Below are 14688 nucleotides of genomic sequence, written 5' to 3'. Positions count from 1 at the left end.
TCTTCAAGGCTCTTCAAAGACGCAGGTCAGACCGCCCGCCTGCGCACCCACCAGACCGCCGCCGCGCACAGCAGCACCGCCAGGGCCGCCATCCAGCCGAGCTCGATGAACTGGAACGACCAGTAGCGACTGCCCGGTTGGTAGATCTCGTGCGCCGAGTAGCCGCCCTCGCTCACCAGCTTCTGGGCGCCGTAGTAGTCGTTCCCCGCGTCGTAGAGCCGCCCGATGCTCATCCGGTTCCCGGCCGGGTCGGTGATCCACGTGCTCCCCTCCCAGCGGTGGTCGACCGAGGCCTGCGCCAGCGTGTGCAAGGTGTCCTGGAGCGGGGCGCGGTAGTCGAACCGCAGGGACTGGGCGACCAGCGTGGACACGACCGAGGCCGCCACCCCGATCCCCACCGCCACCACCGTCCGCCGCAGCACCGCGCCCGCGAGCGCGGACAGCGCGAAGACCAGCAGGACCCGGCCGACCAGGGCGGGCGCGGCGGCCGTGAACAGCAGCGGCGTGAAGCGGCCCGACTGCCTCGCCATCGGCTCCAGCCACCAGTTGGTCACCACGCCCGCCAGCACCGTCGCGACGGCCAGCACGCCGCCCACGACGGCCAGGACGCCCACCGTCCACCTGGTCCGTCCGACCCCCTGGGTCCAGGCGAAGCGGACCGTGCCGTGCTCGAACTCCCGTGCCAGCAAAGGGCCGCCGGCGAAGGCGCCGAGGGCGCCGCCGAGGAAGTAGACGATGTTCGCGCCGACCATCAGCTCGGTGCCGTACTCGCGCAGGAACCCCTTCCAGTGCTCGTTGCAGGCACGCGTCGCCATGTCGCAGTCACCCGCGCCGGACCGGTCGAACCCGGCGTGCAGGAAGTACCCGGTGACGGCCAGCAGCAGGACGAGCCCGGCCAGGACGCCCAGCAGCACCCGCAGCGCGGGCCGGTGCCGCAGCCACGCCGCCCGCACCACCCCGGCCCGGGGCAGCGCGGCGGGAACGGCGGTGACGGCACTCATGACAGCATCGCTTTCTCGGACGTACGGACGGACGCGCGGACGGCCCCGCGCGGGCCGGGTAGGGCGGAGGCGGTCGGCTCGCGCAGGTAGGCGAGCACCAACTCCTCCAGGCCGACGCGCTGTTGGCGCCAGCCGGCAGGGACCGGGGCGTCCACGCCGCCGGTCCGCACCAGCAGGTGCGACTGCGCCCCGGCCCTGCGGTCGCGGACCACCGGCAGCCGGGCGGCGACCTCGTCCGCCCCGGCGGTCGGGCCGGTCAGCATCCGGTGGCCGGCCACCAGGTCGTCCGCCTCGCCCGCCACCTGGACCCGGCCGCCACCGAGCACCACCAGGTGGTCGCAGCTCTGCTCCAGCTCGTTGACGGCGTGCGAGGAGAACACCACGGACAGGCCGTCCTCGGCCACCGCGGTCAGCAGCACCGCCATGAAGTCGTGCCGGGCCAGCGGGTCCAGAGCGGCCAACGGCTCGTCCAGCAGCAGCAGTTCGGGGCGCTTGGCGAGCGCCAGGGCGAGCGACACCTGGGCCTGCTGGCCGCCGGAGAGGCGGCCGTACCTGCGGTCCAGCGGGATGCCGAGGCCCTCCAGGTGGGCGTGCGCCCGGGCGTCGTCCCAGCGGCGGTTCAGGTACCGGCCCATCCGGAGCAGGTCGCGCACGGGCACTCCGGGGTAGAGCGCGGCGTTCTGGGCGACGAACCCGATCCGGTCCAACGCCGCCGGTGAGCCCGGGAGTTGGTCACCGAGAACGGTCATGGCGCCCTCGCTCGGCCGGGTCAGCCCGGCGGCCAGGCCCAGCAGTGTGGTCTTGCCGGCGCCGTTCGGCCCGACCAGCGCCACCACGCGCCCGGCGGGGACGGCCAGATGGCAGTCCCGCAGCGCCCAGGAACGGCGGTAGCGCTTGCCGATCCCGCCGCAGTCGATCACGGTGTCCGCCGTCATGACGCCACCTCTCCGTTCCGCAGGTCGCGCAGCGTGTCCTCGAACACCGCGACCATCCCTTCCTCGTCCAGCCCGGTGGCCCGCGCCGCGCACATCCAGTCCAGCAATCCCCGTCGCAGCGCGGCCCGTTCGCGCAACGGCACCACCCCGGCGGGCAGTCCGCGCACGAAGGTGCCCTGGCCGCGCCGGCCGACGGCCAGGCCGCGGTGCTCCAGCTCGCGGTACGCCTTGAGCACGGTGTTGGGGTTGATCGCCAGCCCCGCCACCACCTCGCGCACCCGGGGAAGCCGGTCCCCCTCCGTCAACCAGCCCATCCGCAGCGCCTGTTCGACCTGCTGCACGAGTTGCAGATAGGTCGGGACACCGGAGGCCGGGTCCAGGCGGAACTCGATCGGAGGGGGCGGGTCGGCGCCTTTATCTAGTTCCATAGTTAATGAGTTAAGTGGACATGGTGACGTTCCGTCAAGCCAAGGAAAGGTGAGGAAAGGTGAGGGAAGGTGAGGGAAGGCGAGGGAAGGCGAGGGAAGGCAGGAAAAGTCGAAGAACGGCAAAGGGCCCCGCCCGGACCGAGGTCCGAACGGGGCCCTGGGGCCTGACGGGATCAGGCGCCGCGCAGCACCGCACCGGTGCGGGCGACGGCCTCGGCGACGGCCGCCTCGCGGGCGGCGGTCGCCTCGTCGGCGGTCAGCGTGCGGTCCGCGGCGCGGAAGCGCAGCGCGTACGCCAGCGACTTGCGGCCCTCGCCGACCTGCTCGCCGGTGAAGACGTCGAACAGCCGGATGGCCTCCAGCAGTTCGCCCGCGCCGGAGCGCAGCGCGGCCTCCACGTCGGCGGCCGGAACGGCGGCGTCGACGATCAGTGCGACGTCCTGGGTGGCCACCGGGAAGCCGGAGACCGCAGGGCCGTTGACCTTCTCGGCGCCGTCCGCGGTGAGCAGGTCGACGTCGATCTCCATCGCGCTGGTACGGGCCGGCAGGCCGAGCGCCTTGACGACGCGCGGGTGCAGCTCACCGGCGTGGCCGACCACCCGGTCGGTGCCGGTGACGACCAGCTCGGCGCAGCGGCCCGGGTGCCACGGCGCCCGCTGCCCCTGCCGCACGGTCAGCTCGACGCCGGCCGCGCGGGCCACCGTACGGGCCGCCTGGACGGCGTCCGCCCAGGACGCCCCGGCGCCCTGGCCCCACCAGCCGGACGGCAGCCGCTCGCCCGCGAGGGCGACGGCGACCCGGCGCGGCTGGTCCGGCAGCGCGGCGTCCAGCGCGGCCAGCTCCTCCGTGCTGGGCCGGCGGTCGACGGCCGGGCGCGGGGCCACGGACAGCTCGTCCTTGGGCAGGAAGACGGTGCCGGTCTCGTAGATCGCCAGGTCGGTGTTGCCGCGGCCGACGTTGCGCCGCAGCGAGCCGAGCAGGCCCGGCAGCAGCGTGGTGCGCAGCGCCGGCTCCTCGTCGTTGAGCGGGTTGACCAGCTTGACGGTGCGCCGGCGCCGGTCGTCCGGCTCCAGGCCGAGCGCCTCGAAGGCACTCTCGCCGAGGAACGGGTAGTTGTTGACCTCGACGTAGCCGGCCCCGGCCAGCGCGACGCCGATCCGGCGGTGGCCGCGCTGGGCCTCGGTCAGGCCCTTGCCCGGGGGCACGTTGGGCATCCGGGCGGGGACGTTGTCGTAGCCCTCCAGCCGGATGACCTCCTCCGCGAGGTCGTACGGGTCGGTGAGGTCGGGGCGCCAGGTCGGCGGGGTGACCTCCAGGACGTCGGCGCCGGCGACCGAGCAGCCGATCTCCTGCAGGCGCCGGGTCACGGTCTCGCGGCCGTACGCGGTGCCGGCGACCCGGTCGGGCAGGTCGGCGGAGATGGTGATGGTGCGCACCGGGTGCGGGGCGGCGATGTCGGTGACCCCGGCCTCGGCGGTGCCGCCGGCGATCAGGACCAGCAGGTCGACGGCGCGCTGGGCGGCGGCGCGGGCGGCCTCCGGGTCGACGCCGCGCTCGAAGCGCTTGGACGCCTCGGAGGGCAGCTTGTGCCGCTTGGCGGCGCGGGCGATGGCGACCGGCTCGAAGTGCGCCGCCTCGATGATCACCTCGGTGGTGCCCGGGCCGGCGGCCGGGTCGAGGATCTCGGTGGAGGCGCCGCCCATGACACCGGCCAGGCCGATCGGGCCGCTGTTGTCGCAGATCAGCAGGTCCTCGGCGGAGAGCTTGCGCTGCACGCCGTCGAGGGTGGTCAGGCTCTCGCCCTGCTCCGCCCGGCGGACCGTGATCGGGCCGCTCACGCGCTGCTTGTCGTAGGCGTGCAGCGGCTGGCCGACCTCCAGCATCACGTAGTTGGTGATGTCGACGGTCAGCGAGATCGGGCGGATGCCGGCCTTCTGGAGGCGGCGCTGCAGCCAGATCGGGGACTTGGCGGTCGGGTCGATGCCGACGACCGTGCGGGCCACGAAGCGGTCGCAGCCAGCCGGGTCGTTGACCTTGACCAGGTAGCCGAAGGAGTTGGCCGGCGGCACGTCGAGCAGCGCCGGGTCGGCCAGCGGCAGCCCGTACGCGGCGGCGGCCTCGCGGGCGACGCCGCGCAGGGACAGGCAGTAGCCGCGGTCCGGGGTGACGGCGATGTCCAGCACCTCGTCGACCAGCTGGAGCAGCTCGATCGCGTCGGTGCCGGGCTCGAACTCCGGCGGGAGCACGATGATGCCGTCGTGGTCGTCGCCCATGCCGAGCTCGCGGGCCGAGCAGATCATGCCGGCCGAGGTGCGGCCGTAGGTCTGGCGGGCCGCGATCGGGAAGGGACCGGGCAGCACGGCGCCCGGGAGCACCACGACGACCTTGTCGCCGACGGCGAAGTTGGTGGCGCCGCAGACGATCTCCTGCGGCTCGCCGGTGCCGTTGGCGTCGCCGACGTTGACGAGGCAGTGCCGGATCGGCTTCTTGAAGCCGGTCAGCTGCTCGATGGAGAGCACCTCGCCGACCACCAGCGGGCCCTTGAGGTCGCCGCCGAGCTGCTCGACGGTCTCGACCTCCAGGCCGGCCCTGACCAGGCGCTCCGCCACGTCACGGCCGGTCTCGCCGGCCGGCAGGTCGACGTACTCGCGCAGCCAGGAAAGCGGGACGCGCATCAGATCTCCATCCCGAACGGGAGAGTGAAGCGCACGTCACCCTCGACCATGTCGCGCATGTCGGCGACGTTGTGACGATTCATCAGGATCCGCTCCAGGCCCAGGCCGAAGGCGAACCCGCTGTAGCGGTTGGGGTCGACGCCGCAGGAGACCAGCACGCGCGGGTTGACCACGCCGCAGCCGCCGAGCTCGATCCAGCCCTCGGAGGAGCAGGTCCGGCAGGGGCGGTCCGGGTTGCCGACGCTCTCGCCGCGGCACACGAAGCACTGCAGGTCGATCTCGGCGCTCGGCTCGGTGAACGGGAAGTACGAGGGGCGCCAGCGCAGCTCCAGGCCGCCGCCGATCAGCTTCTCGACCAGCACCTCGATGGTGCCCTTGAGGTCGGCGAAGGTGATGCCCTCGTCCACCGCGAGGCCCTCGACCTGGCGGAACACCGGGGTGTGCGTGGCGTCCAGCTCGTCGGTGCGGTAGACGCGGCCGGGGCAGACCACGTAGACCGGGGGCTCGCGGTCGAGCAGGGTGCGGGCCTGGACCGGGGAGGTCTGGGTGCGCATCACCACGCCGGAGTCGGCGGAGCCGTCCGGGGCCTGCACGAAGAAGGTGTCCTGCATCGAGCGGGCCGGGTGGTCCGGGCCCAGGTTGAGGGCGTCGAAGTTCAGCCACTCGGCCTCGGCCTCGGGGCCCTCGGCGACCTGGTAGCCCATCGCGACGAAGGTGTCCTCGATGCGCTCGGCCAGGGTGGTCAGCGGGTGCCGGGCGCCGCGCGGGGCGCGGTCGTACGGCAGCGTGACGTCCACCGCCTCCTCGACCAGCACGCGGGCGTCGCGCTCCGCCTCCAGCTCGGCCTGCCGCTTGGCGAGGGCCTTGTTGACGGCGCCGCGGGCCTGGCCGATCAGCTTGCCGGCGGCGGCCTTGGCGTGCGGGGGCAGGGCGCCGATCTCGCGGTTGGCGAGGGAGAGCGCGGAACGGTCGCCGGTGTGGGCGACCTTGGCCTCCTTCAGCTCGTCGAGCGTGCTGGCGGCGGCGAAGGCGGCGACGGCCTCGTCCCGCGCCTGCTCCACCACCTCGGGCTTGAGGGCCTCGACCTCGACCGGGTCGTACGACTTGTTGGGTGCCGACATCTCTATCTTCCCGTGCTCCTGCTCGTCCGTGCTCAGGTAAGGGTGGCTGCCTCTGCGGTACGCCCGGTGTGGCCGGGGCACGGGCAGCCGTTCTCCGTACGACGGGGAAGAGGGATGTCCGCGGCTCAGCCGCACAGGGCGTACCACAACGCCAAAGGTCGAGTGTAGTCGCAGCGCGTAGCGCGGCTGCCTGGAAGCCCGTCCAGCGGGACCCCGGAGCATGCGTTCATGCTCCTTCAGAGCTCCTTCAGAGCATGCTCTGCTTGTCGTTCATCTCTTTCAGAGAATGCTCTGCTTGTCGTTCATGCTCCTTCAGAGCATGCTCTGCTTGTCGTTCATGCTCCTTCAGAGCATGCTCTGCTTGTCGTTCATGCTCCTTCAGAGCATGAAGTCCGGAACGCTGGCGGGCAGGACAAATCGGAACCGGGCGCCGCCGCAGGGGGCCCGGTCGACCCGGATCGAGCCGCCGTGGGCCTCCACGATGCCCTTGACGATGTACAGGCCCAGGCCGGTGCCGCCGCGCTTGGAACCGCGCCAGAAGCGGGTGAAGACGCGCGGCATCGACTCCTCGGGGATGCCGCTTCCTTCGTCGCTCACGGTGACCGCGGTTCCTTCCACGATGCGGGGAGGGGTGCCCGAGCGCTCCCAGAGGGGCGCCTCGACGACCTCCTTGGCCGGTGCCACCTCGATCGTGACAGTTCCCTCGCCGTGGCGCACCGCGTTTTCCAGCAGGTTGGCCAGCACCTGGTCGACCTTGTCCGGGTCGGCCCACAGGACGGTCAGCGACTCGCTGATCCGGACGTCGAAGCGCTCCTCGGGGATGCCGGTGGCGACCTTGCGCTCGACGTGCCGGCGCACCGCGGCGGCCAGGTCGACCACCTGCTTGCGCAGCTCCAGCCGGCCGGCGTCGATCCGGGAGATGTCCAGCAGCTCGGCGATCAGCCGGGTGACCCGGTCGGCGTCGGCGTCCACCGTCTCCAGCATCAGCCGCTTCTGCCCGTCGGTGAACCGCTCCCACTTGGCCAGCAGCGTCGCCGTGAAGCCCTTGACGCTGGTGAGCGGCGAGCGCAGCTCGTGGGCGACGGTGGCGATCAGCTCGGCGTGGCTGCGCTCGGTGCGGCGCCGGGCCTCGGTGCCGCGCAGCGCGACCACCACCCGCTGCGGCGGCCCCAGCGGCACGTCCCGGACGTACCGGGCGGAGACCAGCACCTCGCGGCCGCCGGGCAGCAGCAGGTTGCGCTCCGGCTGGCCGGTGCGGGTGGCCAGGCCGCCGTACGGGTCGGTCAGCTGCCACCAGCGGCGGCCGTCCAGGTCCTCCAGCGGGAGGACGTCCTCCAGCCCGCTACCGAGCGCGGCCTCCGGGGGCAGGCCGGTGAGCCGGGCCGCGGCCCGGTTGAAGCAGACCACCCGGCCCAGCGCATCGGCGACCACCAGGCCGTCCGGTAGGTCGTCCGGGTCTAGCTCTGGCCCGCTGCCGACCATGGGTGTCCTCCCCGATTACCCACCGTGCCGTTCCCCCCACAGAGGCAGACCCTAGCGCCTCGCAGCCCCCTGTAGTAGGCCCTCGGCCGGTGGCGGCTGGAGCGTGCGGGTCAGGCGTTCGAGCGGCAGCCGCCGGGCGAGCGCTGCGCCCGGGCCGAGGCGTACAGGCAGACGGCCGCGGCGGTGGCCAGGTTGAGGCTCTCGGCGTGCCCGTGGATCGGGACGCGCACGACCTCGTCGGCCAGCGCGCGGGTCTCCTCCGGGAGCCCCCAGGCCTCGTTGCCGAACACCCACGCGCCGGGCGCGCCCAGGGTGCCCTCGTCGAGCTCCTGGTCCAGGTCGCGCTCCCCCGCGCCGTCCGCGGCGAGCACCCGGACCCCGGCCGCGCGCAGCTGCGCGACCGCCTCCTCGACCGGCACGCCGACCGCCACCGGCAGGTGGAACAGGCTGCCGACGGAGGCCCGGACGGCCTTCGGGTTGTACAGGTCCACCGAGGCGTCGGTGAGCACCACGGCGTCCGCGCCGGCCGCGTCGGCGGTGCGCAGCACGGTGCCGGCGTTGCCGGGGTCGCGGACGTGGGCGAGGACCGCGACGAGCTTGGGGCGGGCCTTGAGCACCTCGGCGAACGGCGTGTCGATGAAGCGGCAGAGCGCCACAATGCCCTGCGGGGTCACCGTGTCGCAGATGTCGGCGATCACCTCGTCGGTGGCGGTCAGCACCGGCAGCCCCTCGGCCAGCGTCGCCTCGACGAGGGCGGCGTGCCGCTCGGCGGCCTCCGGGGTCACGTACACCTCGACCACGGCGTGCTCGGCCGAGTCCGGCAGCTGGCCGAAGGCGACGGCCTCCCGGACGGCCTGCGGGCCCTCGACCAGGAAGCGGCGTTCCTTGGTGCGCTGGTTCCGCTTGGCGAGCCGGCGGGCGGCGACGACGCGCGGCGAGCGCAGGGAGGTGAGCAGGGGGGTGTCGGTGCTCGGCATGGTCTCGTTCTCTGTGGCGGGCGGCGCTGAAGATCCGGGGAAACGCAGAACCGGACCCGCAGGGAGCCTGCGGGTCCGGTCAGAGCTCAACTGATCTCGGAAGATCAGGCGGCGTCGGCGGCAGCCTTGGGGGCGTTCACGTCGGCCGGCAGCGCCTTCTGGGCGACCTCGACCAGCGACGCGAACGCGCCCGGGTCGTTGACGGCCAGGTCGGCCAGCATCTTGCGGTCGATCTCGACGCTGGCGGCCTTCAGGCCCTGCACGAAGCGGTTGTAGGTGATGCCGTTGGCACGGGCCGCAGCGTTGATGCGCTGGATCCACAGCTGACGGAAGTCGCCCTTGCGCTTCTTGCGGTCGTTGAAGTTGTAGACCAGCGAGTGGGTGACCTGCTCCTTGGCCTTGCGGTACAGGCGCGAGCGCTGGCCACGGTAGCCGCTGGCGCGCTCCAGGATGACCCGGCGCTTCTTGTGGGCGTTGACTGCCCGCTTGACGCGTGCCACTTGATTACTCCTTGGGTTGGACCACGGACTACTTCACGTGGTCCGTCATTCGAATGGGTCGGGAAGGATCAGCTGCCCCGCTCACGGCTCGCGCCGGGCGGGAGGGCGATCACTTGCCGAGAAGCTTCTTGATCTTCTTGGCGTCAGCGGGGGCCAGCTCGACGGTCCCGGCCAGCTTGCGGGTCAGCGTCGAGGGCTTGTGCTCCAGGAGGTGGCGGCGGCCGGCGCGCTCGCGGAGCACCTTGCCAGAGCCACTGATCTTGAAGCGCTTGCTGGCGCCACTGTGCGTCTTCTGCTTCGGCATTTCGCCGTATCTCCTCGTCGGTCCCGTCCGCGCCCGCGCGGCCTGCGCCACGCGGGCGTGAACTGGATGGATCTGTGTGACCGGGCGGGGCGCCCCGTCACCTTGGGGCCGGTCTCCCGGGCCGCCCTGGCCGGTGAAGGCTCAGGCGCCCTGGGAGGCGGCCGGCTGCTCGACCGGAGCGTCGGCCTCGACGGCCGGCGCCTCGGCCGGGGCGTCCTGTGCCTCGGCCGCCTCGGTCGCCTCGTCGTCGGCGACCTCGTCATCGGCGACCTCGTCGTCGACCAGCAGGTCGTCGTCCAGCAGGTCGTCGTCCGCAGCGGCGTCGGAGCCGGGGGTACGGCCCTGACGCTCGGCCTTGCGGGCGTCGGCGAGGGCGCGGGCCTCGGCCATCGCCTCGGTCTTCTTCTTGTGCGGGCCAAGAACCATGATCATGTTTCGGCCGTCCTGCTTCGGCGACGACTCGATGAAGCCCAGGTCCTGGACGTCGTCGGCGAGCCGCTGCAGCAGGCGGAAGCCCAGCTCGGGGCGGGACTGCTCACGACCACGGAACATGATCGTGATCTTGACCTTGTCGCCCTGCTTGAGGAACCGGACGACGTGACCCTTCTTGGTGTCATAGTCGTGCGGGTCGATCTTCGGCCGGAGCTTCATCTCCTTGATGACCGTGTGCGCCTGGTTCTTGCGCGCCTCACGGGCCTTCATGGCCGACTCGTACTTGAACTTGCCGTAGTCCATGAGCTTGCACACCGGCGGCCGGGCGGTCGCCGCGACCTCGACCAGGTCAAGGTCGTACTCCTGCGCGAGCTCCAGCGCCTTGGCAAGCGGCACGATGCCGACCTGCTCGCCGCTGGGACCGACGAGTCGCACCTCCGGGACGCGAATCCGGTCGTTGATGCGGGGCTCGGTGCTGATGGGGCCTCCTCGGTTGCACCTTCTGCGATGCGGCCGTCGGACGGCGGACGCACGTAGTGGACTCGACCACTGGGCGGGGCTTCATTCGTGCTGCGCTGCCCGGCACCTGTTCGGCACCGTGTGCACCGCGACACGAAAAAAGCCCCGCTCGGTACAAGCGGGGCTCCACACAATCCGGGGGCAACACCCTGGTGAGGAGCGCTGCTGCGACTCGGCGCCGTGGCGCCCGTCGCGGACCGGGACCCGTCGACCCTGAGGTCGACCAGGTGGGAGACTTTCGCGGTTGCCCTCTCGGGCCTCCTGGGTGGAGCCTCCTCTTGCTGGCCAGGTGCCCATACGGGATCCCGGCCGGTCAGTCTCGAAGCATACAGCGCTGCGGAGTCGAACGCTATTCCGCCCCACCTCACCACCTTTGTCCGCCTCCGGAAGGGCCCTTGTACGCTCCAGGGGTACTGACACCGGCACGACGGAACGAGCCCCCCTTGAGCAGCGAGCCCACCAAGACCCCCGGCGCGGACGACGACGCGATCGGCTTCGACGACCTCACCCGGGACATCGCCGAGGTCCCGGCCGTCGAGGTGATCACCACCGTCGCGGTGCACCTGATGAGCGCCGCCGCGGTCAAGTGCGGCCTGGCCGAGGGCGGGGAGAAGGACAAGGACCTCGACGAGGCCCGCAAGCTGATCACCGCGCTGGCCGGGCTCGTCACCGCCGGCGCCCCGGAGATCAGCAACTTCCACGCGGCGCCGCTGCGGGACGGCCTGCGCTCGCTGCAGCTGGCCTTCCGCGAGGCCTCCATCGTCCCGGACGCGCCGGGCACGGGCCCGGGCGAGAAGTTCACCGGGCCGGTCTACTCCTGACCCGGACGCGACTCGGGGGCGGTGCGTCACGCGACGCACCGCCCCCGACGCACTTCCTACGGCTCCCTACCGCTTCCTAGCGCTCCCTACCGCCGGTAGAGCGGCTCCCCCGGCAGCTCCGCGCTCGCCGGCAGCACCGCGAGGTCCAGCCCGCGGTCCAGCCGCACCCGCAGCACCGGGTCGGCGGCCACCGCCCGCCCGACCCGCTGCACGGCCGCCTGCAGCCCGTCCTGGTCCAGCGCCGGGTCGAACACCACCGCGAGCACCCCGTCCGCGCCCTCCGCGGCCGCCAGCAGCCCGGTGAGCACCTGCGGCTCGGCCGCCAGCAGCCCGCGGACCGCCTCGCGCACCTCCGGGTCCCGGGCCGGCGGCAGGAACGGGCGGTTCTCCGCGAGCGCCCGCAGCCGGGCACCGCTCAGCTGGAACGGCACCGGCCCGGCCGGGTCGACCAGCAGGGTGTCGGCGCGCTCGGAGAAGGCGACCATCGCGGCCTGCGGGGCCGCCGTCGGCGCCGGGCGGGCGTCGGCACGCCAGCGGGCGAGCGAGTCGAGCGAGGTGAAGGCCGGCAGCGCGCGGCGCCCGTCCGGGGCCTCCAGCACCGGGACGGCCATGTCGCTGGTCTTCTCGTGCTTGTGCCCGTGCGCGTCCACCTCGACCTCGCCGAGGATCGCGACGATCGGGACCATCAGCCGGGTGGGGGTCAGCGCCGCCAGCACCTCCGGCTCGGCCGCGCGGTCCTGCGACCAGCGGGCGAGGGCCTCGGCGAGCGCCGGGTCGGCGGTGCCGTCGTCGTCGGAGAAGCCGGGGTTCGGGATGCCCTTGCCGACGAACGCCGGGTTGGAGAAGTCTTTGCGGTCCACCCGCCCGACCCTATGCCACCGCGCACGAGCCGCCCCATTTCCCTGCACGCGGGGCCTACCCACCGGTAGTGCGGTGTGGCACCCTGCGCCCATGGTGATCCTCGACGCACCCGCGACCGCCCCCACCCCGGTCTCCGACCGCCTCCGGTACGACCGGGCCACCGCGCACCTGGACGGGCCGGTGGCCGTCGTCGACCTCGCCGCCTTCGACGCCAACGCCGCCGACCTGGTGCGCCGGGCCGCCGGCAAGCCGGTCCGGGTGGCCAGCAAGTCGGTGCGCTGCCGGGCGCTGCTGGACCGCGCGCTGGCCGTGGACGGCTTCGCCGGGGTGATGAGCTACACCCTCGACGAGTCGCTCTGGCTGGCCCGCACCGGCGTGCGCGACGTCCTGCTCGCCTACCCCTCCGCCGACCGGTCCGGGTACACCGAGCTGACCGCCGATCCGGCGCTCGCCAACGAGGTCACCGTCGTCCTCGACGACCCCGCCCAGCTGGACCTGATCGACAAGGCCCGCGGCGGCGACGCCGAGGTGCGGGTCTGCCTGGAGCTGGACACCGCGCTGCACCTGCTCGGCGGGCGGGTCCGGGTGGGCGCCCGGCGCTCCCCGCTGCGCACCCCCGAGGACCTCGGCGCCTTCGCCGAACTCGTCCAGCACCGCCGGGGCTTCCGGGTGGTCGGCCTGATGGCCTACGAGGGGCACGTCGCCGGGGTGGGCGACCAGGTGCCCGGCCGGCCGCTGCGTTCGCAGCTGATCCGGCTGATGCAGGCCAGGGCCAGGACCGAACTGGCCGAGCGGCGGGCGGCCGTGGTCCGGCGGCTGCGGCGGGTGGCCGAGCTGGAGTTCGTCAACGGCGGCGGTACCGGCAGCGTGGAGTCCACCGTGGCCGAGCGCGCGGTCACCGAGGTCGCGGCGGGCTCCGGGCTCTACCTGCCCCGACTGTTCGACAACTACCGCTCGTTCCAAGGCCGTCCGGCCGCGCTGTTCGGCCAGCCGGTGGTGCGCCGCCCCGGCGTCGGCGTGGTGACGGTGCTCGGCGGCGGCTACCCCGCCTCCGGCGCGGCCGGCCCGGACCGCTCGCCGGTGCCGTACCTGCCGCAGGGGCTGCGCTACGACCCGATGGAGGGCGCCGGGGAGGTGCAGACCCCGCTGCTCGGCGCGGCCGCGGACGACCTGCTGATCGGCGACCGGGTCTGGTTCCGGCACGCCAAGGCGGGCGAACTGTGCGAGCGCTTCACCGAACTGCACCTGATCGAGGGCGACCGGATCGTCCGGACCGTCCCGACGTACCGGGGCGAGGGGAAGGCGTTCCTGTGACCGGCCTGCGGCCGACGGCGGCCTGACCGCCCGAACGGCCGTCCGACGACCTTTCCGGAGCCTTAAGCGGGCCCGATGGAACGCCTAACCCGGCCGTTCCGTCGGGCCTTTGCCCTGTTCGGGGGCCTACAGTCCGTCAGGAAGCGTGGCACGCACGACTATTGCCAGCTGGTCCAGACCAATCATACGCTCTGGCCAGGGGTCCGCGGTCCGGGCCGGCGGCCCCCGAACGGGCAGGCGTGTCCGCTCCCCCCACACCCGCCCGGAACGACGGTCAAGGAGTCCCCACCCCATGTCCATCAAGCGAAGTGCCCTGTCCGTCGGCGCGGTCGGCGTCGCGGCCCTCGCGGTGGCCGTTTCCACCGCAGGCACCGCCAGCGCCCACGGCACCATGACCAACCCGGTCAGCCGGGTCGCCGCCTGCTACGCCGAGGGCCCCGAGCACCCGGTGTCCCAGATCTGCAAGGACCTCGTCGCCGCGAGCGGCACCCAGCCGCTGTACGACTGGAACGAGGTCAACATCGCCAACGCGGCCGGCAACCACCAGGCCCTGATCCCGGACGGCAAGCTCTGCTCGGCCAACCGCGACAAGTACCAGGCCCTGGACTGGCCGCGCACCGACTGGCCGGCCACCGCGGTCAAGGCGGGCGCCTTCACCTTCCAGTTCCGCACCACCGCGCCCCACGTGGGCACCCAGACCGTCTACATCACCAAGCCGGGCTACGACCCCACCAAGCCGCTGAAGTGGTCGGACCTCGACCCGACGCCGGTCGCCCAGGTACAGGTCGACCGCACCGCCACCAACGGCTTCTACACCTACGCCGGCACCCTGCCGCAGCGCACCGGCCGCCAGCTGCTGTACACGGTCTGGCAGCGCAGCGACAGCCCGGAGGCGTTCTACAGCTGCTCCGACGTCGACTTCGGCGCGGCCACCGCGGCCGGCGCCCCGGCCGTCTCGGCGCTCGCCGCGCAGGCCCCGGCCGCGCCCAGCGACGCGCAGATCGCGGCCGACGCACCCAAGTCCACGGTCGCCCACCACGGCCACGGCGGCGACCCCAACTCCCCGGCCGGCGCCGTGATCCCGACCGCCGCCGCGGCCGTCGGCACGTCGGCCACCGGCCCGCTGCTGCTGGCCGGCGCCGCCGCGATCAGCGTGGGCTGGGCCGGCATGGTGCTCCGGCGCCGTCGCGTCGAGGCTGTTCGACGCGACTCCTGACGCCGGACGCGGGGCCGGGGCGGCCAAACCCCCGTCCGGCCCGGTTCCGCGGCTCCACCCCGTCCGGAACGAACGGCGGCGGCCCACCCGGAGAGTGCTCTC

At 73.1% G+C, this 14688-nt stretch carries 14 protein-coding genes; 3 read left to right on the top strand and 11 right to left on the bottom strand.

What is annotated here, in order from left to right; genetic code table 11:
• Positions 1 to 26: 26 nt before the first annotated feature.
• From ACFWPI_RS32685 to infC, 10 genes are all read right to left on the bottom strand, one after another.
• On the bottom strand, positions 27 to 1001 hold the full coding sequence (locus ACFWPI_RS32685; RefSeq protein WP_380378641.1) for an ABC transporter permease subunit: 975 nt from the start codon (positions 999 to 1001) through the stop codon (positions 27 to 29).
• Complete coding sequence (locus tag ACFWPI_RS32680) at positions 998 to 1936, bottom strand: ATP-binding cassette domain-containing protein (RefSeq protein ID WP_380378640.1); 939 nt, start codon at positions 1934 to 1936, stop codon at positions 998 to 1000. The genes ACFWPI_RS32685 and ACFWPI_RS32680 overlap by 4 nt, the downstream gene beginning before the upstream one ends.
• The gene (locus ACFWPI_RS32675; RefSeq protein WP_380378638.1) at positions 1933 to 2364 is read right to left on the bottom strand and encodes a GntR family transcriptional regulator; all 432 of its coding nucleotides are present in this window, start codon (positions 2362 to 2364) and stop codon (positions 1933 to 1935) included. Before ACFWPI_RS32675 ends, ACFWPI_RS32680 begins: the two co-directional genes overlap by 4 nt.
• 173 nt (positions 2365 to 2537) lie before the next feature.
• Entirely contained in the window at positions 2538 to 5039 is a 2502-nt protein-coding gene (gene pheT, locus ACFWPI_RS32670; RefSeq protein WP_380378636.1) for a phenylalanine--tRNA ligase subunit beta, read from the bottom strand.
• A complete protein-coding gene (pheS, locus tag ACFWPI_RS32665) occupies positions 5039 to 6160 on the bottom strand; it encodes a phenylalanine--tRNA ligase subunit alpha (protein WP_380378635.1) in 1122 nt (373 codons plus the stop codon). Before pheS ends, pheT begins: the two co-directional genes overlap by 1 nt.
• Positions 6161 to 6538: 378 nt before the next feature.
• Positions 6539 to 7642, bottom strand: a complete 1104-nt coding sequence (locus ACFWPI_RS32660) for an ATP-binding protein (RefSeq protein WP_380378634.1) — start codon at positions 7640 to 7642, stop codon at positions 6539 to 6541.
• A 110-nt stretch (positions 7643 to 7752) separates the two neighbouring features.
• On the bottom strand, positions 7753 to 8619 hold the full coding sequence (locus tag ACFWPI_RS32655; RefSeq protein ID WP_380346224.1) for a TrmH family RNA methyltransferase: 867 nt from the start codon (positions 8617 to 8619) through the stop codon (positions 7753 to 7755).
• A gap of 104 nt (positions 8620 to 8723) precedes the next feature.
• Entirely contained in the window at positions 8724 to 9119 is a 396-nt protein-coding gene (gene rplT, locus ACFWPI_RS32650; protein WP_030055649.1) for a 50S ribosomal protein L20, read from the bottom strand.
• A gap of 109 nt (positions 9120 to 9228) precedes the next feature.
• A complete protein-coding gene (gene rpmI, locus ACFWPI_RS32645; RefSeq protein WP_030055648.1) occupies positions 9229 to 9423 on the bottom strand; it encodes a 50S ribosomal protein L35 in 195 nt (64 codons plus the stop codon).
• Positions 9424 to 9564: 141 nt separating this feature from the next.
• Entirely contained in the window at positions 9565 to 10335 is a 771-nt protein-coding gene (gene infC / locus ACFWPI_RS32640) for a translation initiation factor IF-3 (protein ID WP_380346233.1), read from the bottom strand.
• A 482-nt stretch (positions 10336 to 10817) separates the two neighbouring features.
• Between infC and ACFWPI_RS32635 the strand changes: the two genes are divergently transcribed.
• Entirely contained in the window at positions 10818 to 11195 is a 378-nt protein-coding gene (locus ACFWPI_RS32635) for a DUF1844 domain-containing protein (protein ID WP_063346861.1), read from the top strand.
• Positions 11196 to 11281: 86 nt separating this feature from the next.
• On the opposite strand, the gene ACFWPI_RS32630 is transcribed toward ACFWPI_RS32635, so the two are convergent.
• Positions 11282 to 12055 carry an SseB family protein gene (locus ACFWPI_RS32630; RefSeq protein ID WP_380378631.1) on the bottom strand — a complete coding sequence of 258 codons (774 nt, stop codon included), beginning with the start codon at positions 12053 to 12055 and terminating at the stop codon, positions 11282 to 11284.
• A 91-nt stretch (positions 12056 to 12146) separates the two neighbouring features.
• Between ACFWPI_RS32630 and ACFWPI_RS32625 the strand changes: the two genes are divergently transcribed.
• Together ACFWPI_RS32625 and ACFWPI_RS32620 are read left to right on the top strand one after the other, a co-directional pair.
• Entirely contained in the window at positions 12147 to 13370 is a 1224-nt protein-coding gene (locus ACFWPI_RS32625; RefSeq protein ID WP_380378629.1) for an alanine racemase, read from the top strand.
• A gap of 292 nt (positions 13371 to 13662) precedes the next feature.
• Positions 13663 to 14586: a lytic polysaccharide monooxygenase gene (locus ACFWPI_RS32620; RefSeq protein ID WP_380378627.1), complete on the top strand. Its 924-nt coding sequence runs from the start codon at positions 13663 to 13665 to the stop codon at positions 14584 to 14586.
• The last annotated feature ends 102 nt before the right edge of the window (positions 14587 to 14688 follow it).

The sequence above is a fragment of the Kitasatospora sp. NPDC058492 genome (assembly GCF_042720685.1).
Lineage (GTDB): Bacteria > Actinomycetota > Actinomycetes > Streptomycetales > Streptomycetaceae > Kitasatospora.
Note: the sequence above shows the minus strand (reverse complement) of the source record. Positions and strands in the feature narration are given on the sequence as shown.